The 25772-nt window shown below is 42.8% G+C and carries 21 protein-coding genes; 9 read left to right on the forward strand and 12 right to left on the reverse strand.

The window, feature by feature from the left end:
* The first annotated feature begins 346 nt into the window (after positions 1-346).
* Positions 347-1363 carry an SDR family NAD(P)-dependent oxidoreductase gene (locus tag JMY08_RS12420; RefSeq protein ID WP_201593584.1) on the forward strand — a complete coding sequence of 339 codons (1017 nt, stop codon included), beginning with the start codon at positions 347-349 and terminating at the stop codon, positions 1361-1363.
* Between the two features lie 116 nt (positions 1364-1479).
* On the opposite strand, the gene JMY08_RS12425 is transcribed toward JMY08_RS12420, so the two are convergent.
* The 3 genes from JMY08_RS12425 to argS all read right to left on the reverse strand — a co-directional run bounded on the left by JMY08_RS12425 (position 1480) and on the right by argS (position 5482).
* Complete coding sequence (locus JMY08_RS12425; protein ID WP_201593585.1) at positions 1480-2574, reverse strand: PTS transporter subunit IIC; 1095 nt, start codon at positions 2572-2574, stop codon at positions 1480-1482.
* Between the two features lie 143 nt (positions 2575-2717).
* Positions 2718-3533 (reverse strand): SPOR domain-containing protein, encoded by an 816-nt coding sequence (locus JMY08_RS12430; protein WP_201593586.1) that lies wholly within the window; start codon positions 3531-3533, stop codon positions 2718-2720.
* A 119-nt stretch (positions 3534-3652) separates the two neighbouring features.
* On the reverse strand, positions 3653-5482 hold the full coding sequence (argS, locus tag JMY08_RS12435; protein ID WP_201593587.1) for an arginine--tRNA ligase: 1830 nt from the start codon (positions 5480-5482) through the stop codon (positions 3653-3655).
* A 557-nt stretch (positions 5483-6039) separates the two neighbouring features.
* On the opposite strand from argS, the gene JMY08_RS12440 reads away from it, so the two are divergent.
* Positions 6040-6258 (forward strand): DUF2788 domain-containing protein, encoded by a 219-nt coding sequence (locus JMY08_RS12440; protein ID WP_010200696.1) that lies wholly within the window; start codon positions 6040-6042, stop codon positions 6256-6258.
* Between the two features lie 285 nt (positions 6259-6543).
* Here JMY08_RS12440 and cmoB read toward each other — a convergent pair whose 3' ends face one another.
* Positions 6544-7575: a tRNA 5-methoxyuridine(34)/uridine 5-oxyacetic acid(34) synthase CmoB gene (cmoB, locus tag JMY08_RS12445; RefSeq protein WP_201593588.1), complete on the reverse strand. Its 1032-nt coding sequence runs from the start codon at positions 7573-7575 to the stop codon at positions 6544-6546.
* 50 nt (positions 7576-7625) lie between these two features.
* Positions 7626-8423 (reverse strand): carboxy-S-adenosyl-L-methionine synthase CmoA, encoded by a 798-nt coding sequence (gene cmoA / locus JMY08_RS12450; RefSeq protein ID WP_201593589.1) that lies wholly within the window; start codon positions 8421-8423, stop codon positions 7626-7628.
* Positions 8424-8686: 263 nt separating this feature from the next.
* Here cmoA and msrA point away from each other — a divergent pair, with 263 nt between their 5' ends.
* From msrA to JMY08_RS12465, 3 genes are all read left to right on the forward strand, one after another.
* Positions 8687-9208, forward strand: coding sequence for a peptide-methionine (S)-S-oxide reductase MsrA (gene msrA, locus JMY08_RS12455; RefSeq protein WP_201593590.1), 522 nt, complete (start codon positions 8687-8689; stop codon positions 9206-9208).
* Between the two features lie 174 nt (positions 9209-9382).
* Complete coding sequence (gene tmpT, locus JMY08_RS12460; RefSeq protein WP_201593591.1) at positions 9383-10051, forward strand: thiopurine S-methyltransferase; 669 nt, start codon at positions 9383-9385, stop codon at positions 10049-10051.
* A 69-nt stretch (positions 10052-10120) separates the two neighbouring features.
* Positions 10121-10834: a DUF1499 domain-containing protein gene (locus JMY08_RS12465; RefSeq protein ID WP_201593592.1), complete on the forward strand. Its 714-nt coding sequence runs from the start codon at positions 10121-10123 to the stop codon at positions 10832-10834.
* Positions 10835-10910: 76 nt separating this feature from the next.
* Here the strand turns inward: JMY08_RS12465 and JMY08_RS12470 are convergent, their stop codons facing one another.
* Positions 10911-11525, reverse strand: a complete 615-nt coding sequence (locus tag JMY08_RS12470; RefSeq protein ID WP_194621096.1) for a retron system putative HNH endonuclease — start codon at positions 11523-11525, stop codon at positions 10911-10913.
* A gap of 6 nt (positions 11526-11531) precedes the next feature.
* Positions 11532-13019: an AAA family ATPase gene (locus JMY08_RS12475; protein ID WP_201593593.1), complete on the reverse strand. Its 1488-nt coding sequence runs from the start codon at positions 13017-13019 to the stop codon at positions 11532-11534.
* Positions 13020-13313: 294 nt separating this feature from the next.
* Here JMY08_RS12475 and JMY08_RS12480 point away from each other — a divergent pair, with 294 nt between their 5' ends.
* Positions 13314-14807, forward strand: coding sequence for a lytic murein transglycosylase (locus tag JMY08_RS12480; protein ID WP_201593594.1), 1494 nt, complete (start codon positions 13314-13316; stop codon positions 14805-14807).
* Between the two features lie 168 nt (positions 14808-14975).
* On the opposite strand, the gene JMY08_RS12485 is transcribed toward JMY08_RS12480, so the two are convergent.
* The 4 genes from JMY08_RS12485 to JMY08_RS12500 all read right to left on the reverse strand — a co-directional run bounded on the left by JMY08_RS12485 (position 14976) and on the right by JMY08_RS12500 (position 18826).
* A complete protein-coding gene (locus tag JMY08_RS12485) occupies positions 14976-15275 on the reverse strand; it encodes a hypothetical protein (protein WP_010197759.1) in 300 nt (99 codons plus the stop codon).
* A 304-nt stretch (positions 15276-15579) separates the two neighbouring features.
* Positions 15580-16584 carry a DUF4062 domain-containing protein gene (locus tag JMY08_RS12490; protein WP_201593595.1) on the reverse strand — a complete coding sequence of 335 codons (1005 nt, stop codon included), beginning with the start codon at positions 16582-16584 and terminating at the stop codon, positions 15580-15582.
* Between the two features lie 369 nt (positions 16585-16953).
* Entirely contained in the window at positions 16954-17955 is a 1002-nt protein-coding gene (gene murI, locus JMY08_RS12495; RefSeq protein WP_201593596.1) for a glutamate racemase, read from the reverse strand.
* A 187-nt stretch (positions 17956-18142) separates the two neighbouring features.
* Positions 18143-18826, reverse strand: a complete 684-nt coding sequence (locus JMY08_RS12500) for a DUF1285 domain-containing protein (protein ID WP_201593597.1) — start codon at positions 18824-18826, stop codon at positions 18143-18145.
* A 740-nt stretch (positions 18827-19566) separates the two neighbouring features.
* On the opposite strand from JMY08_RS12500, the gene JMY08_RS12505 reads away from it, so the two are divergent.
* On the forward strand, positions 19567-21204 hold the full coding sequence (locus tag JMY08_RS12505; protein WP_189586788.1) for an electron transfer flavoprotein-ubiquinone oxidoreductase: 1638 nt from the start codon (positions 19567-19569) through the stop codon (positions 21202-21204).
* Between the two features lie 107 nt (positions 21205-21311).
* Here the strand turns inward: JMY08_RS12505 and JMY08_RS12510 are convergent, their stop codons facing one another.
* Positions 21312-22808, reverse strand: a complete 1497-nt coding sequence (locus tag JMY08_RS12510) for an alanine/glycine:cation symporter family protein (RefSeq protein WP_194621102.1) — start codon at positions 22806-22808, stop codon at positions 21312-21314.
* Positions 22809-23567: 759 nt separating this feature from the next.
* Here JMY08_RS12510 and JMY08_RS12515 point away from each other — a divergent pair.
* A complete protein-coding gene (locus JMY08_RS12515) occupies positions 23568-23828 on the forward strand; it encodes a DUF4212 domain-containing protein (RefSeq protein ID WP_010197775.1) in 261 nt (86 codons plus the stop codon).
* A 4-nt stretch (positions 23829-23832) separates the two neighbouring features.
* A complete protein-coding gene (locus tag JMY08_RS12520) occupies positions 23833-25701 on the forward strand; it encodes a sodium:solute symporter family protein (RefSeq protein WP_201593598.1) in 1869 nt (622 codons plus the stop codon).
* Positions 25702-25772 lie beyond the last annotated feature (71 nt).

Consider the following 25772-nt stretch of genomic DNA (forward strand, 5'->3'; position numbering starts at 1 on the left):
CAGTACTCAAAGAAAAAGTCAGATACTGCTAAGTATCTGACTTCTCATAAACCCTCAACCTATTCTAGGATGGGACAGTCTATTTTTTGTCGCCTCTGTCTGCGCAGGCACAGCAAGCAAGAAAAATTGATATCAGCAATGCGTGATGGTTCGATATTGCTTTTCACTGATTATAAGTGGCTCAAAAAATGACAGCTGCGTTTATCAATCGCAGGCAGCTAACCTTATAAACCATGCTAAGGTAGAGGTTCTATTTATGCTTTACTCTCAGAGTCTATGCCCAGTAGAGCGAAGGCCAAATGCACTATCCAGACTCCATCACAGATGATACAAAGGACTGTTTATCATGCTTAATAACGTTACTTCTATAGCAACCTCCCTGCGTCAGCACCTACCTTTTTCTGCCAATAAAGACCATAATATTGCCCCTTATTATCGCAATCATGTTGCCGCCATTACCGGTGCAGGATCTGGTATGGGTCGCGAGCTTGCCATTCATTTAGCACAAATGGGCTGTCATGTCGCGCTATCCGATATCAATCCCGAGCAGTTAGCCCAAACCAAAGCATTGCTCGTCGGTTATGATGTCAAAGTCACCATGACCGTACTCGATGTCTCAGACAATAAAGCAGTGCAAGCATGGGCAGACGATGTCATGAGCGATCACGGCAAAGTAAACTTTATCTTTAACAATGCAGGCGTAGCGCTTTATTCAACCGTAGAAGGCAGCAGTATCGATGAGCTGGAATGGGTCATGGATATCAATTTTTGGGGCGTGGTCTATGGCACCAAGGCATTTTTACCCTTAATCAAAAATAGCGTCAAAGAAAGCGAATCGACTAAAAATGGTAAAGACAGCAAAGCACGCCAATTTACTGAGCACGGTCACATTATTAATATCTCAAGCCTCTTTGGTTTGACCGCTCAGCCTTCGCAATCTGCCTATAACTCTAGCAAATTTGCGGTACGTGGCTTTACCGAAAGCCTGCGTCAAGAGCTGAATATTCAGCGCTGCGGCGTCTCAGCCACTTGCATCCATCCAGGTGGCATCAAAACCAATATCGCCAATAGTGCGCGTGGTAATGACAGCATCAGTGATCTCGGCATGCGGGGTGGCAGCAAAGCGATCAGTAGTTTTAATAAATTTTTAAAGTTTGATGCCAGTGAAGCGGCTTGGATTATTCTGCAAGCCGCCGCGACCAATCAGCCACGCTGCTTGATCGGTAACGATGCCAAAATAATCGACGCCGTACAGCGCGTGTTTCCATCAAGCTATAGCAAGATACTGAATGACGTCCATAAGCTGTCACGCAAATTGAAAGGCAAGAAACCTGCCAGAACTGGTGCTCGTAAATCGGCCTAGTCGCTATAAGATTCAGATAAAGATAAAGACAGTCAAAAAAGCCCCGCTACACTAGCAGGGCTTTTTTGATTTTTAGCCTTATCGAAATATCGAAAAGGTCAAATAGTCCTTGAGGATTAAGGCAGTTTCATATCACCATCAACTAACCAGCCCAGACGACGCATCATATAAGCGACGACGCCAGCAATCACCGCAGGCAATACGAACATCAATAAAATAATCGCTGTCCATAACTGGGCGCTACTCATAATCTCTTGTGACGCTTCAATGACCCCAAACACCCCGACCAGTCCAGCAGTGCCCATACCCGCGCCTGTCGCCGTACACGCCAAGCCAAAGCCTACCGTGGCGATAGGACCAACGATGGCACTAGCGACAACAGCAGGCAACAAGACCACAGGTTTTTTTAACACATTGGGGATTTGCAGCATGCTAGTGCCTAGACCCTGAGATATCACACCGCTAACCCCATTGTCTTTAAAGCTAGCAACGGCAAAGCCAATCATATGCGCCGCACAACCAACCACCGCAGCGCCACCTGCTACACCACCAAGTCCAATCGCGATACAAATGGCGGCGCTTGAAGTGGGCATTGTCAGCAAAATACCGACCACGACAGCGATAACAATACCCATTAGTAGTGGCTGTAACTCAGTGGCTGCTTGAATACCTTGACCAATAGCAGCGACAGCCGCAACGATAGGCGGATTAAGCAAGGCGCAAACTGCCAATGCGACGGCACAGACCAATAAAGGAATTAACAAAATATCAAGTTTGGTCTTGCCAGCGACCCAAGTACCAGCGCGATAAGCAAATACTGAGGTCAAATATGCGCCAATAGGATTGCCGGGCAAAGCCACGAATGTCGCCGGTCCACCCACTTGCGGGGTAAAAAGCGTGCCTGCCATCAACGCTTCAGAGTGAGCACCAAGCATCCCTGCGACCAAGCAGCTGAGCATAACCAAAGTCGGTGCTTTGAGATAATACGCAATGCCCACACCGATACCAGCCCCCATTAATATAGAAGCCAATTTCCCGACCGCAATGAGTGCTGGCATGTCTAACCAACCACCAATTTGTGAAATAATCAAACCAGCAATCAATGTGACAAAAAGCCCTAAAGCCATGCCAGTAAAGGCATCGATGAAATACTTTTGGAAAAATGCTTTTATCAAGCCGTTAGGCGGTGTTGCTGAATCAGAGACAGTCATAGCCACGCTCTTTATGAAATTTTTGATGAGAGATAATAAACCAACAGAAAAAGTAACTTTACTAAAAAACAGAGATAAAAAAAACGCCATTGCGACGCTTTTTTTATTATTAATAAATGAGTATGGCAGCTATTAGGCGCAACTTAGCGGCGCTGCTCAACAATAATAGAATCAATGCCATTATTTTGTAGGCGCTGCTGAGCAGTAGTGACTGCTTGACGGTTATTCATTGGGCGCGAAATAACCTGATAGATAGGCAAGCCATTGCCCGTGGTGTTTTTGACCACTCTAGCGTCTACACCTGCCATCAGCACTTGGGCACGGCGACGATCGGCTTCATCAGCATCACCGAAGCTATTAATCTGCAAGATATAAGTCGCTGCAGGCTTCGCAGGTTGAATACTAGCCGTACTCGCCCCTGTGTTATTGGTACGGTTTGCTGTATTGCCATTAGCCGGCGCACTGTCATAGGTAGCGTCTTCTTCAACGATAACAATATCATCGCTATTATTACTCGTGCCAGCATTGCTACCACGGCTCGGCTCGATAGAGGTGCTTTCAGAAATACCGAAGTTACCCGTATCATCGTTGCGACTGGCTGAGTTGTTCTCTGGTTGAGTGACGACGACATCCGGTTCAAAAGCACCGATACTACCCAAACCATCATTACCTATCTCACTGATACTTTCATCAGGAATAGTGGCCATTTCTTGATTGGGCAATATATCGTAGAACTCGTAATCGCTATTATCAGTATCAGTATCGATGCGAGGCTCTACCTGACGATCAGGATCATTGCCGGCAGTGCTATCAGCGGGGCTGAAATCGAATAATGGCGAAAGGTACAAAAACACCCCAATCATTAAGGTCAATACTGCCCCGACAAACATCCATAATAAACCTGATACGCTACTTGATTTGCGCTTTTCGGTCGCGCCTTTAGGTTTTTTGGCTAGCATGGATCTCTTTCTCCCTACTGAATCTATCATTATCGAATTATTGCTATCGGTCGCCTATACTCATTCTACATGTTAGAAAATTACCACATGTTAGAAAGACACTACATGTTAGAAAGTTATTACATGCTAGACGGTGCGGATAGCCCTAATAAACTAAGCCCATTGGCCAATACTTGGCGTACTGCTTTAGACAAACGCAGACGTGCTTGCATCAATTCCATCTCTTCCTGACTTGGTGTTTCGCCCGAAGTTAAGCTCACCGGCAAAATACGATTGGTATCGTACCAGCCATGGAATAGCGCTGCCAACTCTTTTAGATAGTTGGTCAGTACATGCGGCTCATAGCCAGTCGCCGCTCGTAACAGGGTCGCTGGATAGGCCGCTAAGAGTTTGATGAGTTCATCCTCGCTAGGCGCTGTCAGCAAGTTTTGATGCTGTGCACCTATCAAATCGTCTACCACCAGACCACTGGCTTCTAGCTTTTCTAATACGCGGCAAACCCGTGCATGCGCATATTGAATGTAGTAAACCAAGTTGTCTTTGCTTTGTAATTTGGCAAGCTCTAAATCAAAGTCAATATGCACTTCAGGCTTACGTGCCACATAATAGAATCTCGCAGCGTCATTACCGACTTCTGCACGCAGCTCACGCAAGGTAACAAACTGACCAGAACGCGATGACATTTGCACTTTTTCACTACCGCGCCATAGCGCCACGAACTGTACCAGTACCACATCGAGGCGTTCTGAATCAATTCCCAAAGCTAATAAAGCCGCTTTTACTCGTGGCACATAACCATGGTGATCCGCGCCCCAAACGTTGACGACTTTATCAAAACCACGATCAAACTTATTTTTATGATAAGCAATGTCAGAAGCAAAGTAAGTCGATTGTCCATTAGCACGGCGTACCACACGGTCTTTTTCATCGCCAAAATCGGTCGATTTAAACCAAATATTGCCGTCTTTTTCGTACAGATAACCTTTGTCATCTAAAACTTGCAGTACTGGCTCAATCTCGCTATCGATCGATCTTTCGCTAAACCAACACTCGTAACGCACACCAAAGTCATTTAAGTCGTCTTTAATATCAGCCAGAATACTGCTCAATGCGGCATTTAAAAACAGCTCATAGCCATCGCCAAGCAATGCTTTACTATTGGCAATCAAACCATCGATATGGGCTTCTTTATCACCTGATAGCAAAACTTTTTCGCCATCGGCATTGATTTCAAACTGTGCATCTTCTGGCGCATCTTTAGCAACGTCTGTAAAGCGATGCACGTAGCTCGTGCCATGTTGCGCTTTTAGCGTTTCTGCGATATCACTGACATAGTCGCCTTGATAACCATTAACGGGAAACTGTATTTCCTCGCCGTTGGCTTCTAGATAGCGTAGATACGTACTGGTCGCTAAGATGTCCATTTGACGGCCAGCGTCATTGACATAATATTCGCGGGTGACGTCATAGCCAATCGCTTCTAGCAGGTTTGACACGCTCATGCCAAATGCAGCACCACGCCCGTGACCGACATGCAAACTAGACGTTGGATTGGCAGAGACAAACTCAACTTGAATTTTTTGCCCTTCAAACTGATCACTTAGACCAAAACGATCTTGCAAGTTAAAGATATCGTCTAACACTGCAAATTTGGCTTCAGCGTTTAAAAAGACATTGATAAAGCCTGGACCAGCGATTTCTATTTGGCGAATGTCTTGATTTTCAGGCAAGGCATTGACGATTTTTTCGGCAAGCTGGCGTGGATTGGCCTTGGCAGCTTTGGCAGCAGTAAGCGCGATATTACTGGCAAAATCACCATGGCTCAAGTCTTTCGTACGAGTGATTTGGCTGTTGTTTTGCCAGTCAGCAGGTAGTGTGCCATCGGCTTGTAAGGTATGAATAGCATCGTTGAATAGTGATGCAAGTGTATCAATTTGGGCTTGTGACATAAGGATTTGAACTCAGTTAAATAAACAACAAAAACGGTGTAAAAATGTGGCGAATGCGAGCAGTCGATAACTGCCCATTATAATAGCGACCGACATTGCAAGGGATAAAATAGTACAAAAGGATAAGTAACCTGTAAATATAACAATCTTTGCGCTTTATTGCACCATTTGCACCAAAATTAGCACTAAAATCTTACGGTTATAACAGTTAACGCGAGTAATTTATGCAGTTAAAAGGCCTACCTATGCTATCGTTCATTATAAATCCCAAAGAGACGGTATAAATAGGCTGCGATTTAGGATGGGCAATGAACAGTTAGCCCTGCTAATTGTAGCGTTACTGTTGTCGACTCATTAGCATCAGTTTATACCCACTTGCTTCCGCGTTATAATGATGCTTTGTATTTTTCCCTTCTATTTAATTTTCATTTATTGTTTTATTTATTACTGCTCATTATTTGAGGGTGATACGCTTTTCTTAGGGCGATCTCTATCAAAGAAACCATAAAATGATAGCGTTAAATAGACGGTATGTTACCACTTTATAGGATTATGCCATGTTTGCCATTGCCGCCAGTACCGTCACCAGTTGGGGACTATACGTATTATTACCTATATTCATTGCATTTTTATTCTTTATTGTTTGGGATATCTCTAAAAAATCTGAAGCTGGGCGAGCAGGTACTTTTTGGATTTTCTTGGCGCTGGGTGCGGGCTTTGTAGGATTTTTACTCAAGATATTATTAGAAGTCGCTTTTAAGAAGTGGCTCATTTAATTCGGGCATATCTTCACCTTCTAATGATGGGTCATAAACACCTAGCTTGTTACTAGGGCGTGTCTTCATTTTAAAAATGGTGATAAAAATGAGATAAATTGCCGTCAAACAAGAAAAATAGCGCAGATAATATCGGGATATTAACCAGCTATTTGACGATGTTTGGCAAGATTTAGCCATTTTTAGCCCATTTAGATGACTATCGATTGAATTGAAGACAAGCCCTAGGGTTAGCAATGACTTCTGCAAGAGGTCTATTTATTCATGGCAGATACTAATAGCGCTCTACCTCTTGGCAATCAAGGTCGCGCGCATTGGTGCTGGATACCCTTCCATGGTCTTAGTCGAATCATTGGGATCTAAGAAGTCTGCTAACGAATGATAAGTCATCCATTCCGTTTTACGCTGCTCTTCCGTCGATGTCACTGCCACATCCACGCAGCGTACATCTGAGAATCCTGCTTTTTCTATCCAGCCTATTAATGCTGCCACTGATGGTAAGAAATACACATTATTCATTTGCGCATACCTATCATGCGGTACGAGTACGGTATTGGCATCGCCTTCGATGACCAACGTCTCAAGCACCAACTCACCGCCTTTGACGAGCTGACCACGTAGCTGCTGTAAATGCTCAAAAGGTGACTGACGATGATAAAGCACACCCATGCTAAATACGGTATCAAACAACTGGCTGTGCGCAGGTAAGGCTTCAAGCGGTACGGGAATATAGTGCGTCTTATAATTATCTGCATTACCCACAAAGTGCCGAATCGCCATAAACTGATGATAAAACAAGCATGACGGATCAATGATAATGACCGTATCCGCGCCAGCACCTGCCATACGCCAGCCGTGATAACCAGAGCCACCGCCCACATCTAATACTCGGCGACCTTTTAACTCACCCAAATGCGGTGCGACCCGTTGCCACTTCCAGTCACTGTGCCACTCAGTGTCAATCTTAATACCTGATTCATCATCGCCAATCTGACCGCCGATCTGAAATGGCCCTTTACGCCATGGCATCAGTTGCTTTAACAGTGCCATTGCCTGTTTACGCTCAGACTCATTAAGACTGGCATCAATCGTCAATGTGTCACTGTTTAGATCGACGTTGTTGACGTTTAGATTTGGCAAACGAGCGACTGATGCTTGGTAGGCAGGCGCATGCGCATAGTTAGCTTTGTCTTTGATAGTATTTAGCCAAGTTGGTAATTGCTTGAGCCACTCATAAGCGATCGGCTGCTGTTGCGCCAGCTCTAGTAGGGTTAGATATAATTCACGTTCGGCGTTGATGATAGTGTCGTTGAGCATAAAAGCAGGTTACCGTATTGATTGAAAAATAACTGTATTAAAGATAAGGATTATTTAAACGCCACCACAGAAACGAAATTCAAAAACTGAAACCATGTCAGATGACGCTCAAATCCAACATCACTCAAGCGTGCATGATGCTCATCTAAGGTATCAGTAATAAGGACGTTTTCTAGCGCATTACGCTTGCCGCTAATTTCCATCTCGGTATAGCCATTGGCGCGTTTAAAGTCGTAATAACGCTCAACCAACCACGCATCATATTGCTCATCAAACGCGTGGGTTTTTTCAGTTAGCACCAATATGCCGCCTTCACTTAATGCCGCATAAATCTTCTCTAGCACTGCTACTCTATCAGCGGCTGGCAAAAACTGTAGCGTTAAGTTCAGAATTACCATATCGCATGGCTCAAGCTTGACGTCGCGAATGTCAGCAGTGATGACTTCGATGTCATGCTCAGGATAATTCTCACTCAGTAGCGTGCTTGCTTCCGTCGTCATCGCCGGTGAAATATCAATCGCTTTGATCTGCAAGTCCTGCGGCTCAAACTCGCCTGCCAAGGTCATACTTGCGGCACCAAGTGAGCAGCCCAAATCATAAATGCGACTGACACGCTGACCATTATCATCCTGCTGGCGATATTTACAATGACGACGAGCAAAGATAGGCAGCATCGCGAGCACTTGACCATAGCCAGGTACACTCCGACGAATCATATCAGGGAAACAAGCCACTACCTGCTCATCAAATGAAAAGCGCGACGCTTTATCCAGCGGTGTGGTAAACGGTTTGTCAAATAGGGTGTCATGTTTGATAGCAGACTTGGATTGGCTCATGGTGCGACTCATTGGTTGATAGTAAAACTTAAAGTAGAAAATAATTGATAGTCTTGCTTGTCATTATTTAGTTAAAAGCTGCTCAACGTAGCAAAAGCCCATTATAACATTACTGTTTGTTACTTATCGCGATCAGATGCCCTGCTAAGCTGATTAGGTCGCGCTAAGGGTAATAAATTCTTCAAAGTAATAGGTCATTGAAAAATGACAATATTGCATCCAAATAAAGACCTTAGCCCATCTCTATAACAACATCTATAATAATAGGAAAAATTATGCAAACCATTATATTAGGCGGTGGCTGTTTTTGGTGCACCGAATCGGTATTTTTATCTGTAAAAGGCGTGAAATCTGTCGTGTCAGGCTACATGGGCGGTGACGCAGTCTCTGCCAACTATGAGGCAGTCTGTAGTGGTACGACAGGACACGTTGAAGTCATCAAGGTTGAGTTTGATGACTCAATCGTCCCGCTAGAAGTCATCCTAGATGTTTTTTTTGCCACTCATGATCCCACCACGATGGATCGTCAAGGCAATGATGTCGGTAGCCAATATCGCAGTGTCGTGTTTTACACCGAAGAAGATCAAAAACCAACGGTCGACCGCACCATCAATAAACTACGTGACATGGGCGTTAACGTGGTCACAGAAGTACATCCTGCCGTTGATTTTTATAAAGCAGAAGAGACTCATCAAGACTTCTTTAATAAGAATCCAGGACAGGGGTATTGCAATTTTGCCATACCGCCAAAGCTTGCCAAATTGCGTAAAGAGTTCAGTAAATACATGGTGAGCTAAGCAAAACGTTAAATAAGAAACTGCTGAAAAAGCATAGTTTTTAGAGCAAATTTTAATCATAGCCAAACGCTTATCTCATGGGTGTTTGGCTTTTTAATACCTTTAGCATCATCACCCAAAAGATTATTATAAAAATAACTAATAATATAAACCTTAACCAATAAAGGCTAACGTATGAACCCTGAATTTTGGCAAACGCGCTGGCAAGAGAAACGCATTGGTTTTAATCAGTCTCAAGTGAATCCGTTATTAATGAAGTGCTTTAGCCATTTAAACGTGCCCGCTGGTGGTCGAGTATTTGTGCCTTTATGTGGTAAGTCAATCGATATAGCATGGCTAACAGCGCAGGGCTATAATGTCGTTGGCGTTGAATTGGTTGAGACAGCCGTACAAGAATTCTTTACTGAGCAAAATATCGTGCCTACTGTATATCAGCATGCGGATAATCCAACCATTAAATCCTATCAAGGTCAGCTGGCAGGACGAACCATCACGCTATGGGTCGCTGATATTTTTGCGCTAACGGCTGAGGATATTGGCTTTGTCGATGCGATATATGATAAAGCGGCATTGATTGCCTTACCAGCCAATATGCGTATGAAATATAGCGAGCAAGTGCGGCAGCTTAGCGATACTGCTGATAAAAAATTTGCACCGCAATTATTAATCACGCTCAATTATGATCAAAATAAAAAGAATGGACCGCCCTTCTCCATCAGTAGCGAGCAAATACAGCAATACTATGGCGAGCACTATCAAATTAACGAACTGATAAATGAATCTGCTACTATTGGCTCCGCACCTGAGCTAAAAGTCACTGAGCATGTTTGGCTGTTGAATTAAACATAGGCTTAATTATCGCAGTGATTCAATAGTGATTAAGCGACGATTAAATCATAACGGAGAAACCTAATGAAAGTTCTAGTTAGTCTCGTAAGCTTAATCGCTTTTTTATTGGTGGCGTTACCCGGTCCGCTTTATAAATATGGCGTCGTCGATTTGGGCACCGCCTTTATGGGATTTAAATTCGGCGTGTTTGCTGGCATCACCGCCCTTATCTTGCTCGTTTCACAAATGATATTTAAACGCAAAACAGTGACGCTTGGTAGCACGGTAACAGCGCTGCTACTGTCTGCTATTGCCATAGCTATGCCGCTTAGCATGATGAATAAAGGCAAAAGTGTACCCCCTATTCACGATATATCGACCGACTTGATCAATCCACCTAAGTTTGAGGCCATTGCCCCACTACGCGCTGATGCACCAAACCCAGTTGAGTACGCAGGTGCGGAAGCTGCTGAACAACAACGTGACGCCTATCCGGATCTGAAAACCTTGAGCTATACGCAATCACAATCTGAATTGGTCAAGGCGACCGAACAAGCCGTCAATAATTTAGGCTGGGAATTGGTAAATAGGGATGCGAATAAAGGAATTGTCGAAGCGACAGATAGTACGATGTGGTTCAGCTTTAAAGACGACGTTGTCGTACGTGTAACGGATAACGGCAGTGAGCGTTTGCTTGATATTCGCAGTAAGTCACGGGTTGGCGGTAGTGATTTGGGCAAAAATTCTGAGCGTATTCATGACTTTATTAATGAGTTGGATGGGGTTTTGGAGGAGTAGTTGGGTTTGGTTAACTATAAGAATCAGCGATGCTTGCTACATAAAAGGCAGCAAGCATCGGTTTCAAATGGCAGTATTATGCCAATTTATTCACGATATACTCAAGTTCCCTATACTGTGGGAAATCTTTAACCAATGCTAGAAAACTATCTTTGAAAGTGCTATTTTCTTGCAATTGATAGATATCATCACACACATTAAATAATGGTAGATATGTTTGAACCAACTTAATTAAATCAGCTCGGTGATTAATCAACTCATTATGGTTTAATTTTAATATATCTATTGATTCATCGGCATCTTTTTTATGTTTATCACCGAACAACTGAGCGGATAAGGGATTCATTTTAACGCTATCGTCACAGTCAGTATGCAGCGGATGAACTTTTATCTCCTTACTTTGCTTTGCTATGTTGCAATGCTTGTTCGAAACACAGCTTAACAGTAAGTTATCATAACTAAACTGGAGTTTTCGATGTTGATGCTTATCTTGCAAATGTTCTACGCTCGCGCTTTTGGTAGATATTTTTTTGCAACAGTAACAGCACAGTCCATGCTGCTCAGTATGTAAATGCTCTCTTAAAATCTCTTTTTCATCGAAAGGTAAATCGTTCCAATTGAGCGTATTATGTTTCTTAATCCACTTAGCAGTTATATCGGGCATAGAGCCTGTTTTATTAATCTTCTGCATAACTTTCTAGCCCTCTTTTTTTGCTGCAAGTTGGGCTTGAGTGAGATGCAATCGACAGCGCAGTAATTCTAAATTCTCTGGCATCTGTTTTTCTAATTTTATAATGTAATTCTCTGCACTCTCAAAATTTTTCTGATAAATAAGTTCTGCAACATTATCGAAGTCTGCTTGTGCTTCTGGATCTCTAATTGGCACATCAAATACTTTAGTTAGAACCGTATTGACATCTTCACCATAAATATTTGGTACTTGAGTTAGCTCACCATCATCAAGGGCATAAACCAAAATATCAGGCCGATCACTGATAACATGTGGCGAATGTGTAGTTAAAATAAATTGTACATTGGGGAAAGTTTTGACGAATTTATCAATTAAGTCATGCTGCCACTTTGGATGAAGATGCAAATCCACTTCATCAATCATAACCACGCCTTCACCTTCTAGCGGATTATCAAGGCTAGGATTAAGCAATGCTAAACGGCGAGCAATATCTCCAACTAAAGCTAATAAAGACTTTTCGCCTTGAGAGAGTTGTTTAACGTCTAGTTCCTCTCCGTCTTTTTCAACAATCATAGTGGGTGTGCCTTGACGACGTATACGAGGATTAGTTAAGTCCGTAAACTCTTCAATTGCTATTCTCACTACTGTTAACTGTTTATCACTAAATAATCGACGTGAAAGAAGTTCCTCAAAATTTGTCTCAAAATTTCGTATAGCTTCACGTAGTTTCTGCACCTCTTTACTCGAAAACTCTTCTAGCTTACCTTTTTCAATATAGGTTTCCTTTAAAGACCTCATGAAAATATCAGCAACATCTTCCTCTTTATCCTTCACCTTAGCTTTAGAAGAAGCGAAACTTTCATTCTCTATATCTTCACGCTCTCGAAACCATGAAAAGAAAGTTTCAAAACTGACCGAACTTTTTAATGCATCTTCATAAGCTGTTAATTGATTTGTAGTCGAGTCTTTGTTTATATCCATGGGTGTTGAGATTACGCCCCTATTTACTGGATAGTAAGCTACTATAGGTAAACTTATATCTTTGCTTTTCTGAAAGTTTTTTGAATATACTTTAATCAGTTCATCAAAACCAGTTCTTTGTACACCATATGATGCAGGTACTAGAATCTCTTTTCTAGTTGAGTTTGTATTTAAAATCTCCATTCCTATACTTTCATCATAGAAAGACAACTCTAGTTCTGAATAATCCTTATTATTCATAATCTGGTATTGTTCAATATATTGACCTTCGTCGGATTCTAGGAAACCATGCTCCTCAAATTTTATAACTGATATCTCTTTGTCATAATTAGATAATCCGTTCACAAACCAACTCAAACTCGTCGCCAACGCCTGCAAAATCTGCGACTTACCCGCGCCATTATTACCCACGATAACAGTGACATTACCTGTCTTCTCAGCTGTTGGTGCAAAGTCTATGTTTAAGTTTTCAAAGCGACCATAGTTTTGTAGGTGTAAGCGTTTGACTTTCATTGTTTACCTTATTTTTATAGGTAGTAAATATTTAGGTATTTTATCAATTTCTGTGGTAATTCTTACCTATCAGTATAACAACTTAAAAGACAAGTAAGGAATGCTATTGTTTTGGGAAAAAAGCCTCAATGTACCTAAAACCCTCTCCTAACCTCACGCCAACGTCCATTTATAGTAACTGAGTGCTTCGATACCTTTTCTTTACTATTTAGATTGGTTACTCTAAGTCCATACTGCCTTAACCAGTTTTGCATCCTCTTTTAATGACCACTTTGACGTTTATAGGATATTTTCATGCGTTTGACTCCAGTTTCTACTTTATCGCTACTTAGCCTTGCTGTTGGTTTGAGTTTTGCTAGCACTGCCCAAGCCGCCCGACCAGAAGCACCAAACTTGTCTAATGCCGAGCTACAACAATGTCTAGATGGATTAAAAAACTCTAGTAAGTTTAGCGGAGTTGATGGTTATATTTTTAACAACTATCGCCCAAGCCAGCCTGATCCTAGCGTCATTCAATCGTTGAACTATCAACCAGAGTTTCAAAAAGACGTTTGGGATTATCTCTCATCGCTGGTCGATAGCGAGCGTGTAGAAGACGGTATTCGTGCCAAGCGCCAGTGGGCAGATACTTTGCGTAAAATCGAATCACGCTATGGGGTCAAAGCCGAGCACGTATTAGGCGTCTGGGGTGTTGAGTCAAACTTCGGTCAGACATTGGGCAAAAAGCCGTTGTTTGAATCCTTAGCGACGCTGTCTTGTTTTGATCGTCGTCAGAGCTACTTCCAAGGTGAATATGCCAATGCGCTAAAAATCGTCCAAAATGGTGATATCGCGCCAAGTGATATGACTGGCTCATGGGCAGGTGCTTTTGGACAGACGCAGTTTATGCCGAGCACCTTTTTAGAATTGGCCGTTGATTTTGATGGTGATGGTCGTCGCGACTTAGTTAATAGTGTCCCTGATGCGCTAGCCTCTACCGCTAACTTCTTGGACAATCGTGGTTATCGTACTGGCGAGCCGTGGGGTTATGAAGTCAAGTTGCCCAGTGGTTATTGGGCAGCGTCTGACCGAAAGAACAAAAAGTCTATCAGCCACTGGCGCGATCAAGGTCTAACGCTCGCCAATGGCAGTCCATTGCCTTACGACTTGAATAGTGCAGGATTACTATTACCTGCAGGCGCTGAAGGTCCTGCTTTCTTAGTGGGTAAAAACTTCGATACGTTTTATTCGTACAATGCGTCAGAGAATTACGCCTTAGCCATCGCACATTTATCAGACCTAATCACTAAAGAAGACAGCAGCAAAACTGACTTCGTCACTGCTTGGCCTACCGACGATCCGGGTATCAGTCGCCAGCAAGCAAAAGACATTCAGCAAGCGCTATTAAATGCTGGTTATGATATTGGTGAAGTCGATGGCATCATTGGAGACAATACTCGCACTGCGATTCAGCAGTACCAAACCAGTAAGGGTATCTTCCCCGCTGATGGACGTGCAGGACAGAAATTTTACCGTTCAATCATTGGAAACGCAGGAAAAACAGCTCCAAGAAGCACACAATATGGCAGTCAATATGGCAATCAATATGGTCAGCCAGCGAACAGTCAGCCTTTACAGCCTGCCTCTGCTGATCGCATGGGACAGTTGATTCAGCAACAGACGAGCACTCCCAATACTTACTCACCTCAGTCATCGGTTCAACCATCAAGTTCTGGCAATACGCGTTATCGCCGCGTGACGAGTGCTGATGGTAGCGTGAAGCTCGTACGTGTTGACGAAGGTTCATAGCACGACGGCATGTCCTCATTTTTATTACTATTTTTAAAATGAGAACATGCGCTAAGTTTTTGATAAAACTAATTATTATGGATTAAAAAAAGCCACGCTAACATGATTAGCGTGGCTTTTTATTGATCAATCGATTATCTATAGATATCGATTATCTACTAAAATTATTTATACGATCGGTGGTGGATTGGGTTTACCATTATCACCATCCCAATTTTCACGGGCTTTATCATCCAGATCCGCAGGCGTCTTCGGCTCCCATTTACCATTTTCTTTCCAAGTATCGTCGCCCCAATCTTCGTCTTCCTGTTTTTTGTCCCAATCTTTATAGGCTTTACTAGGGTCGATGCCACGGCGCTTCATGTCTGCCACTTGCTCTTCTAGTGTGTGATACTGTTCAGCATCGTGCATGGTTTTCTCTAGACCATCAATCTCTTTTCTTAACTCGTCATGTTTATCATTACTCATGATAGTGCTCCTTAATCAGTCAATATTATTATGCGCTTTTATGTTTGTCGTTTTTACGGTAGATAAGTTTATATAGGCTAGTACATCATTTGAATCGTTTTTATCTCAACTATTATCTCAATAACTATTGTTCCAATAACCAATATCATAAAATATTTTTTACGTTAATGAGCTTTATTATCAAGAGTCTTGGCTAAATTCACAACCGTTACCGCGTATGCTTTGTATTACAAAACGTAGTAACAAGCACAGGAAATCCGTTGACAATCCTTACCATGCCATTGATTAAAGCTTCTGATGAACATCACTGAGTCCGAATGGCCGGTTGTTTATTTTTTAATAGGTTTTGAGCATAGAAAGTTAGTTTCCACAACTCTTGCGAGACCCGCGTACCATAAGTCGTTAACTGTATCCAGTTAGCCGCGACTAGCTGGCGTTGCAAATGGTTCAGGTCCTTTTGGGCGATTTGACAGCGTGCTACGGCGTGGACATTGGGCATCTCTTGTTTGATGTCATGCTCAGCCTTGGAGGCGATGAGACGATTCATGGCACTTTGTAAACCGTAACTTGAGAAAGTCGCAGGTATCTTCATCAGCGTGCACAATACCTCCTTCCAACTTAATGTCATCGATCTAGTGACATCTGTCAAGTTACCACCAGCATAGGCTTGCGCGCTATACTGAATAGAAAAAGTGTCTGTTAAGACAATCGGCTTGCTAACACTATCCGCAACACCTCCGTCGACAACACCGCTATTTTGTTTCAGTGGCGTATTCATAGGAGGACGAGAGATTATCGAGTCAGGTGAAGCTTGTTTGATTAATCTTATCGATTCCTCGCTGACCTTTAACCACACGTCTTTTACACTATAGTGAATCACCATATTATGGTAGGCCTGGATAAGCAGTTGCTCGATATCTGTATCCGCATCATAGTAATGAACATGCTTGGCTTGCTGGGTGACTGTGTTGATAAACTCTTGCAACTGCCGACTGATATCTGCACCCTGATGATGCTTTTTGACTAATATTAGTAAGGGTTTGAGTTTGGCTTTGGCATTCAAATAGCTTAAATGCATTTGACTGACACCGGTATTTTGTACTGTGCCGTAGCTATCCCCGACCACCATTAACGCATAATCGCATGCATCGATACATTGGCGGCCATATAACGAGGCTTTTGGCAATTTGCTGGAGACATCGTAGGTTAGAAATGCGCGCGCCTGAAAAAAAACCGCCAAACTGTCTAGCACTAGCAACTGATCGTTGTCAGCGCATATGACATGAATGTGATAACGACGGTTTGGCAAAATAACCTCTGCGCTTGGGTGATGACAGGAATAAATATGAACGTAAAAATAGCACAAATATCATGTCTTGCACAGCCCAGCATAATCCTATGGAGGTACGCTCAGCTTATTTTATAATCAGGTCTATGCTGTCTAATACAGATATAGCGAGATGGTTATAAACAGTTTTGTCTTCGCCTATCAATGTCAACGCTTACTAGTCCGTATCTTCATTTTGAAAATAGTGATAAAGATAAGAAAAAACAGCATAGATAATATCAAGATGTTGACCAGCTATTTAACGCCGTTTGGCAAGATTTAGCTATTTTGGCTCATCTGGTTGCTTCCGTTTAGATATGATCAATTGAATTTAGGACACGCCCTTAGTATTTAGGACACGCCCTTAGTATAGTACTGTAAGCACGTCTCTTTACCCAGTAAGCGCTGTATCAGCATAACCAACTTATCATCATATTTGGTCGCATAAAAAGTCAACGGCGGTCGATTTTTTTTACCCGTCTCCCTACCTTCTATACCATTATTTTTCGCACGACTATCAAGTAAGGCAGACAACTGGTTTGCAACCAAGAGTTGCTTGACCCGCTCAGCGATCGCTTGCCCTGAATCCACCACTTGTATCGATAGTTGCTGCTGCGCAATCTCATCCAACAAAAATGCTTTAAAAAATGGATAATGGGTACAGCCTAGTACCAACTGATCCACTCCATCTTGTGCAAATATCTGTAGCTGCTGCCGTAACCGCTTTGCAGTCTCACAATTCTCTGGCATACCTGCCTCTACCCAAGGTACCAACTGTGGATCGAAATATTTGGTCACTAGTGTGCGATTAGGACTGGCAATAGCAGTAATGACTTCATTCAGTAACATGCCATTCAAAGTTGCTTTGGTAGCCAATACAGCAACGTGTTTGCTCTTACTGGCCAACACTGCTGGCTTGAGCGCTGGTACCAAACCGACGATAGGCAACTGCGGATAACATCGTCTAGCTGTCTCTAAAGCATAGGCAGAAGCACTGTTGCAGGCAATCACAATGAGCTTGCAGCCCTGCTGATACAGCCACTCTACTGCTGTCAGGGTCAAGGCTTCGATATCTTCACTATCACGATTGCCATACGGCACATGCAAGGTATCTGCATAATAAATATAACGCTCGGCAGGCAGTTGCTGGGCTAAATGCAGATAGACAGACAGACCGCCTATACCAGAATCAAATAAGCCAATCGGGGCATTGCGCTCTTTATTAATCATAGCTTGGCTAACCGAAGTGGCATTTTTAGCGGTATCAATAACAGATTTTTTAGAATCTCGCTTTTTAACAGAAATAGATGACCTCTCAACCATGTTTAATAGATTGGTTGCAGCAATATTCATCGGTACGCTACCGCTGTCTTCATATCGATACCTTCATTTTGATAGCAATTTTCAAATGTTACTCTTAATATAGAGCTTTACTCTTAATATAAAACATTACCCTTAATGTAGAATACTACTCTTAATATAAATAGAAAGGCAGCTTATCGCAATAATAAATAAGACTTAGCCAGTTGGCATAGAATACTTAGCCAGTTGGCATAGAAAGTTCATAAGACCGACCACCACTTTGCAAGGTTAGTATCGTCTCACCTTTTTGCTCTGTCAGCTCACCGATTTCAGTCAAATGATAAAAAACATTACGACCGATTAATGCAGTCAAGCCGTTTCTGACTGGCATATAAGGTCTTACTTGCACGTCAGATTGGTCGTCAGTAGTACCATCAAGGCTATAAGCCCGTAAAGTAATTGGATGCTCGTCATCTAAACGTACCACATCACCAGTCGTTGTGGTAAATTCTAGCCAGCTATTATTAGCTTCATCGACGATACCGACATCATTAATCAATAATGGTGCATCTTCTACCTGAATGCGAAGTTTTTGTACGGGTGTCTTTAAAAAATACTCTGCTACGCCATTATTTTCTTCTTTCCATAAGATAGTGGCAAATAAGCTCACCAATGACTCTCTGGTCATTTGTCCGCCTTCATGCCACCACTCACCGTTGGCTTTAATCACCAAATCCATATCATCCACTTGTTCAGGGTGCCATTTTTCCAGTGGTGGTATCGCTCTTCCCTCGCGTGTGCCTGCGGCAGACTTTAAATATTGGTTAAGTGCTTTCATCGGATTTTGGTTGGATGCCACGTGCTGTGGGCTATTAGCGCTACTTTGTGTATTATTATCCATCTTACTATTATCATTACTCATCAGTTGATCCTTTACCTAGTAATTAAAGTTTGGCAAATCTGTTATTACTATAAATTTTAGTTTCGGGTATGATGAGACCATATCAACATTATACCTTTGCTACATGAATTTCACCTTAACACTGATACTCGTAAATGCGTATCGTGTTTATAGGACTTTTCTTTTATAATGAGTAACGATTTTTTATTGAAACAGTCAAGTGAGCGTTGCATTAACAACACATTTTAGCTGATGTGTTAATAGTTTTTCATTAACTGGGTTTAACTACTAGGTTTAGTTTAATAGCAACGTTGTCAATTGATGCCGCAAAGACAGTTTCTGTCGAGCAGCCATATGTCTGAGTGAAATTAGCGCCGCAAGCCTTATTATGCAATTGTTAAGCTAATGATGCCCTGAGATAAGCCACTAAAAGTTTAGGAGTAGGTATGCAAGAGCAAGACAATCAAAAGCCAGTCGTCGACGGTGATAGCGTTCACACTGATGCACCAGTCGCGACAGATACGGCCAAGCCAGACACCACAACACCCGAGTCAACGACGCTGACCAAAGAAGCGCCAGCTGAAGAAGTTGCTGTCGAAACCGCCGACCTTGATAAAGCAGAGACCAATGAAACTGCTACTACAGAAGCCATTGAAACGGTCGCCGTGGATAAAGAGCCTGCTGAGAAAGTAGCGGTCGAAAAAACACCTGAGCCAGTAGTAGAACCTGTCGCGGCAGAGCCTGAGATTGAGCGCGAATCCATGGAATTTGACGTTATTATCGTTGGCGGTGGACCTGCTGGTCTATCTGCTGCGATTCGTCTGCGTCAGCTCGCTATTAAAGCTGGCAACGATGAATTTATGGTTTGTGTGGTCGAAAAAGGCTCTGAATTTGGTGCGCATACCTTATCTGGCGCTGTTATCGAGCCACGTGCTTTAAATGAGCTGATACCAGACTGGAAAGAAAAAGGCGCACCGCTAAACGTGCCAGCCACCGAAGATCGCTTCTACTACTTAAATTCAGCCACACGCTCTACTAAAGTGCCAGATCCTTTGATTCCAGCACCGATGCACAATGACGGTAACTATATTGTCTCGCTAGGTAATGTGGTTCGTTGGTTAGCAGTACAAGCTGAAGAGCTAGAAGTCATGATGTTCCCAGGCTTCCCAGCTGATGATATTTTGTATAACGACGATGGTTCGGTACGCGGTATCTTAACTGGTGATATGGGTGTCGCCGCCAATGGCGAAGCCAAGCCAAGCTTTGAACCCGGTTATGAGCTGCTTGCCAAATACACTATTTTTGCCGAAGGCAGCCGTGGTCATCTAGGCAAACGCTTAATCAGCCGTTTTGATCTTGATAAAGACTCAGATCCTCAGCATTACGGTATTGGTCTAAAAGAATTGTGGGAAGTTGTCCCAGAGAAGCACGAGCAAGGCGTGGTCATGCACGGACTTGGCTGGCCATTGACCGAAACGGGCTCTACTGGTGGGTGGTGGTTATACTTCGATGAAAACAACCAAGTCAGTTTTGGTCTCGTCGCAGATTTGTCCTATCACAACCCATACATGTCACCATTTGATGAAATGCAGCGCCTAAAGACGCATCCTGTCATTAAAAATGTATTAGAAGGTGGTAAGCGCATTTCTTACGGTGCTCGTGCTTTGACTAAAGGTGGCTTAAACTCACTACCAAAATTCACCTTCCCAGGTGGTGTATTGGTCGGTGATGATGCTGGATTCTTGAACCCAGCAAAAATCAAAGGCACGCATACGTCAATGAAGTCAGGCATGCTGGCAGCCGAAGCTATTTTTGAAGCATTACAAGCAGATCGTCAGCATGATGAAGTGATTGCTTATACCACCATGTATAAAGAGTCATGGTTGTATAAAGATAACTACGAGTCGCGCAACTTTTCACCTGCGATACATCGTATGGGTCTGTTTATGGGCGGAGCGTTTACCTTTATCGAGCACAATTTATTGAAAGGTAAAATGCCATTTACCTTGCACGATAACCTGCCAGATTACGATCAGTTAGAGCGTGCCAACCACGCTTATCAGCCAACCTACCTCAAGCCTGATGGCAAGCTGATATTTGACAAGTTGTCGTCGGTATTTATCTCTAACACCAACCATACCGAAGATCAACCAACGCACTTGAAACTCACCGATCAAACGGTGCCTATTTCAATCAACTTACCCCTATATGCTGAGCCAGCACGTTTGTACTGCCCAGCGGGTGTCTATGAAGTGGTCAAAGATGCGGAAGGTGCTAAGTTTGTTATCAATGCGCAAAACTGCGTACATTGTAAAACCTGTGACATCAAAGATCCCTCGCAGAACATTACTTGGGTAACGCCCGAAGGTGGCGGCGGTCCTAACTATCCAAACATGTAAGTCATGATTGAGATAAATAGAAATCAATAAAAAACCGCTCTTAATAATAAGGGCGGTTTTTTTTGTACTAATACACTTTATTTAACAGTCACAACTAATCTGTCAACTTAATCCGTCCAGGCATCACGATTGGCTTCGTCTTTTAACTTCACAAAGTCATCAGGATTGAACTTAATCTGATCTCCTGTTTTGCCTTCTTTCACTTGGCGCTCGTAGTCACGCAAAATTCTAAGTGCTACTGGAGACAAAAGCAAAATCGCCACTAAGTTGACCAAGGCCATCAGACCCATCGACAAATCAGCGAAGTTCCAGATGGCAGGCAAACTAGCAATCGCACCGACAAAGACCATACCCAACACCATAAAACGGAAAATCATAATCATCACTTTGGCGTTTTTGGCACCAGAGATAAACTCAAGATTTGATTCACCGTAGCTGTAATTGGCAATAATGGACGTAAATGAGAAAAAGAAAATAGCAATCGCGACGAAGACCACACCCAAATCACCAACATACTGGGACAACGCCAACTGCGTAAGCTGAATACCTTCTTGCTCAACGTTCGGGTCAACCACACCCGATAAGATAATAATCGATGCGGTGGCAGTACAAATAATCAGCGTGTCCATAAATACGCCAAGCATTTGCATAAATCCTTGCACTGCTGGATGGTCAGGATGACTTTTTGCTGTTGCCGCCGCATTCGGGGCTGACCCCATACCTGCTTCGTTAGAAAACAAACCACGCTTGATACCGTTAATCATCGCCTGAGCAATACCGTAGCCGATGACCCCGCCCGCTGCCTGCTCAAAACCAAAGGCGGATTTTACAATTAACGCAATCGCTGCGGGGAATTGGCTAAAGTTAGTAACGATAATGAATAGCGCCAATAAGATATATAAAATCGCCATCACCGGCACAATTTTACCCGCGATACGAGCCACTGAGCGTAAACCACCAAACACCACTGGCGCCACCAGTACTACTAATATTAAGCCTGTCATCCATGTTGGGATACCAAAGGCTTCATTGGTTGCTTGAGCAATGGTATTTGACTGCACACCATTGAACGCCAAACCAAAAGCCACCAGCAAACATAACGAGAAAAATATCGCTAGCCAGCGTTTACCCAGACCTTTTTCAATATAGTAAGCTGGTCCACCGCGGTAAACGTTATCGTTATGCGGCACCTTGTATGCTTGCGCTAAAGTAGACTCAATAAAGCTGGTCGACATGCCGACTATCGCTGTCATCCACATCCAAAAAACAGCACCCGGACCACCGAGATAAATAGCAATTGCGACCCCTGCCAAGTTACCCGTACCAACGCGCGCCGCGAGTGAGGTCATCAAGGCTTCAAACGAGCTGATACCGCCATCTTTGCGCCCTTGGTTTGAAACACGTAACAGCTGCCACATATGACCAAAGTGGCGAAACTGTATAAAACGTGTAGCCACGGTAAAATAAAGACCTGCGCCAATCAGCACGAACATCAGTAATCCATACCAAGGATTGCTCGCAATTAACCAGTCATTGTTACCCCAGATGATACTGACACCATAATTTACGATGTTATTAAACCAACTTACTATCCCTTCGTTCATATGGACTCTCTACTCATTCTTTATATACGTTACTTAAATTTTATATTAATATCATATTTTAACGATTCAAAACCTCACAAGGTTATGGACAAAATGTCTGATACTAAAACATCCTGTGCATGATATAGATATTAAATGACTTGCGAGTATCACGTTTGGTTATCAGTTTTATATATTTATTTCTAAAATAAATAATGCTTGTATCTCATATTATATAGAATACATATAAACAATAATTTAGCTGCATATACTGAACATTTTTCGTGCAATTTCAGTAATGTCGCTTTTATAATAGTAACCAAACTAATTATCAGTATATTCCCCATAATTTATGCTCAGTTGTTTGCAATGATATTTATTGAATCGTGCTAAGATGAATTTCATATCTATTTGTGCTGCTTTTATAATTACCAGTCAGCACAAAGAGTTAGAGTGCTCAAAACATTAAAACTCTTGTCAGGAAGACGAGATTGCAAAAAAGACACTGGATAGTCCACCCTTTCTGCCTTCCTCAAGAAATGCTGTTTTTACCATTCGATGGTTTAGATCAATGGTTTCAATCAATGTGATGCCTACAAGAGTAGTTGCTTTTATTTTAAGTAAAAAACCACCAATAAATAAACATACTATTGCGCGTCATCGTTTTCATTATATAAAGCAGTACGTGTCTATTTTTTATATTGATTTTTTTGATAAGAAATAACCACTGTCTTTTTTATATTGTTGGTATTTTTTAGGTAAGACAAAAGGAGTTGTCCTATGGAAAATCATAACGATCCATCCGGATATTGGCGTGCCAATATCCGTCTCATCGTAGGTAGCCTAGTTATTTGGGCACTATGCTCATACGGCTTTGCTATCTTATTACGTCCTCTATTAGCTGGTATCAAGATCGGTGGTACTGACTTGGGTTTTTGGTTTGCCCAACAAGGATCCATCGGAGTGTTTATTATTCTGATTTTCTTTTACGCATGGCGTATGAATAAGTTAGATAAACAATATGGCGTAGACGAGGAATAGCCCCATGAGTCAATTTGTAGTTAATCTTATATTTGTGGGTCTATCCTTCGCTCTGTATTTCGGTATCGCGATTTGGGCCCGTGCTGGTTCGACCAGTGAATTTTATGTGGCTGGCGGCGGTGTCCATCCAGTCGTTAACGGTATGGCAACCGCTGCTGACTGGATGAGTGCAGCGTCATTTATCTCAATGGCAGGTCTTATTGCTGCTGGCGGTTATGGCGCTTCTACTTACTTGATGGGTTGGACAGGTGGTTATGTTCTACTTGCTATGCTCTTAGCCCCTTACTTACGTAAATTTGGTAAATTCACCGTTCCTGATTTCATTGGTGATCGCTTTTATTCCAAGACAGCAGCTATGATTGCTGTGGTGTGTTTGATTACCGCATCGACCACTTACGTTATCGGTCAGATGACCGGTGCTGGTGTTGCATTCTCGCGCTTCTTAGAAGTTGAAAGTACCACTGGTCTGATTATCGCGGCAGTCGTTGTATTCTTTTACGCGGTATTAGGTGGTATGAAAGGGATTACTTACACGCAGGTTGCACAGTACGTCGTTCTAATGATTGCTTATACCATTCCTGCTGTTTTCATCTCACTCGAATTAACGGGCAACCCTATTCCAGGCCTTGGTTTGTTCTCAAATCATGTCGAATCAGGTGTTCCTATCTTGACCAAGCTGAATCAAGTGGTTACTGACTTAGGTTTTGCATCCTATACTGCTGATGTGCCTAACAAGCTAAACATGGTGCTATTTACCTTGACGCTTATGATCGGTACCGCAGGTCTACCACACGTTATCATTCGCTTTTTTACAGTTCCTAAAGTGGCAGATGCACGTTGGACAGCAGGTTGGACACTAGTATTCATCTCGCTCCTGTACTTCACAGCACCTGCCGTTGGTGCGATGGCACGCTTAAACTTAGTAGATACTATCTATCCACAAGGTGTTGAAAATCAACCTATTCTCAATGATGAGCGTCCTGACTGGATGAAAACATGGGAAGAAACTGGTCTTATTAAGTATAACGATCTAAATAATGATGGTCGTATCCAGTTATATAGCGACAGTGGACTTGGTGCCGCTCAAATAGCCCTTAATACGGCTCAAGCTGACGGTGGCGATGTTGCTACAGCAACTGCAGCGGTAGAAAAAGCTCGCATTGCACATGATGCAGAACTTGATGGTCGTTTTGCTGATGCCGGATGGGCAGGTAACGAGCTTGATGTAAATGCTGATATCTTAGTACTTGCTAACCCAGAAATCGCGAATCTGCCATCATGGGTTATTGGTCTTATCGCGGCAGGTGGTTTGGCAGCAGCACTATCAACAGCCGCTGGACTACTTCTTGCTATTTCATCAGCGATTAGTCATGACTTAATCAAACGTAACCTAAACCCAAATATCACTGACAAACAAGAACTTAAATATGCTCGTATTACGATGGGTGTGGCAATCGTAGTAGCTACTTATCTGGGTATTAACCCACCAGGGTTTGCTGCGCAGGTTGTTGCCTTAGCCTTCGGTATTGCGGCCTCCTCATTGTTCCCTGTGTTGATGATGGGTATTTTCTCTAAACGCATCAACAATCTTGGCGCTATTGCAGGTATGTTGACTGGTTTAATCGTCGTCCTTGTCTATATCTTTATGTTCAAAGGTTGGTTCTTCATCAGTGGTACTGCTAACTTCCCTGATACTGAAGAGTACTGGTTATTTGGTATCTCACCATTATCATTTGGTGCAGTTGGTGCGCTGCTTAACTTCATCGTAGCATTTGCTGTCTCTTATGCTACTGCGCCTCCACCAGCACATATCCAAGAGTTGGTTGAGAGCGTACGTTCTCCACGTGGCGCTGGTGGTGCCGTCGACCACTAAGCTTGCAACTGAGGATATATCTTCTGTTAATATATCACTCACAGGCAGTCACTGCTTGTGAGTGATTTTTT

The sequence above is a fragment of the Psychrobacter sp. Pi2-51 genome, from assembly GCF_904846665.1.
Classification (GTDB): Bacteria; Pseudomonadota; Gammaproteobacteria; order Pseudomonadales; family Moraxellaceae; genus Psychrobacter; species Psychrobacter glaciei.

Bases quoted from the DNA above. Each gene is read 5' to 3' on its own strand.
- JMY08_RS12420 (WP_201593584.1), top strand. From the start codon at position 347: ATGCTTAATAACGTTACTTCTATAGCAACCTCCCTGCGTCAGCACCTA.
- JMY08_RS12425 (WP_201593585.1), bottom strand. From the start codon at position 2,574: ATGACTGTCTCTGATTCAGCAACACCGCCTAACGGCTTGATAAAAGCA.
- JMY08_RS12430 (WP_201593586.1), bottom strand. From the start codon at position 3,533: ATGCTAGCCAAAAAACCTAAAGGCGCGACCGAAAAGCGCAAATCAAGT.
- argS (WP_201593587.1), bottom strand. From the start codon at position 5,482: ATGTCACAAGCCCAAATTGATACACTTGCATCACTATTCAACGATGCT.
- JMY08_RS12440 (WP_010200696.1), top strand. From the start codon at position 6,040: ATGTTTGCCATTGCCGCCAGTACCGTCACCAGTTGGGGACTATACGTA.
- cmoB (WP_201593588.1), bottom strand. From the start codon at position 7,575: ATGCTCAACGACACTATCATCAACGCCGAACGTGAATTATATCTAACC.
- cmoA (WP_201593589.1), bottom strand. From the start codon at position 8,423: ATGAGTCGCACCATGAGCCAATCCAAGTCTGCTATCAAACATGACACC.
- msrA (WP_201593590.1), top strand. From the start codon at position 8,687: ATGCAAACCATTATATTAGGCGGTGGCTGTTTTTGGTGCACCGAATCG.
- tmpT (WP_201593591.1), top strand. From the start codon at position 9,383: ATGAACCCTGAATTTTGGCAAACGCGCTGGCAAGAGAAACGCATTGGT.
- JMY08_RS12465 (WP_201593592.1), top strand. From the start codon at position 10,121: ATGAAAGTTCTAGTTAGTCTCGTAAGCTTAATCGCTTTTTTATTGGTG.
- JMY08_RS12470 (WP_194621096.1), bottom strand. From the start codon at position 11,525: ATGCAGAAGATTAATAAAACAGGCTCTATGCCCGATATAACTGCTAAG.
- JMY08_RS12475 (WP_201593593.1), bottom strand. From the start codon at position 13,019: ATGAAAGTCAAACGCTTACACCTACAAAACTATGGTCGCTTTGAAAAC.
- JMY08_RS12480 (WP_201593594.1), top strand. From the start codon at position 13,314: ATGCGTTTGACTCCAGTTTCTACTTTATCGCTACTTAGCCTTGCTGTT.
- JMY08_RS12485 (WP_010197759.1), bottom strand. From the start codon at position 15,275: ATGAGTAATGATAAACATGACGAGTTAAGAAAAGAGATTGATGGTCTA.
- murI (WP_201593596.1), bottom strand. From the start codon at position 17,955: ATGAATATTGCTGCAACCAATCTATTAAACATGGTTGAGAGGTCATCT.
- JMY08_RS12500 (WP_201593597.1), bottom strand. From the start codon at position 18,826: ATGAGTAATGATAATAGTAAGATGGATAATAATACACAAAGTAGCGCT.
- JMY08_RS12505 (WP_189586788.1), top strand. From the start codon at position 19,567: ATGGAATTTGACGTTATTATCGTTGGCGGTGGACCTGCTGGTCTATCT.
- JMY08_RS12510 (WP_194621102.1), bottom strand. From the start codon at position 22,808: ATGAACGAAGGGATAGTAAGTTGGTTTAATAACATCGTAAATTATGGT.
- JMY08_RS12515 (WP_010197775.1), top strand. From the start codon at position 23,568: ATGGAAAATCATAACGATCCATCCGGATATTGGCGTGCCAATATCCGT.
- JMY08_RS12520 (WP_201593598.1), top strand. From the start codon at position 23,833: ATGAGTCAATTTGTAGTTAATCTTATATTTGTGGGTCTATCCTTCGCT.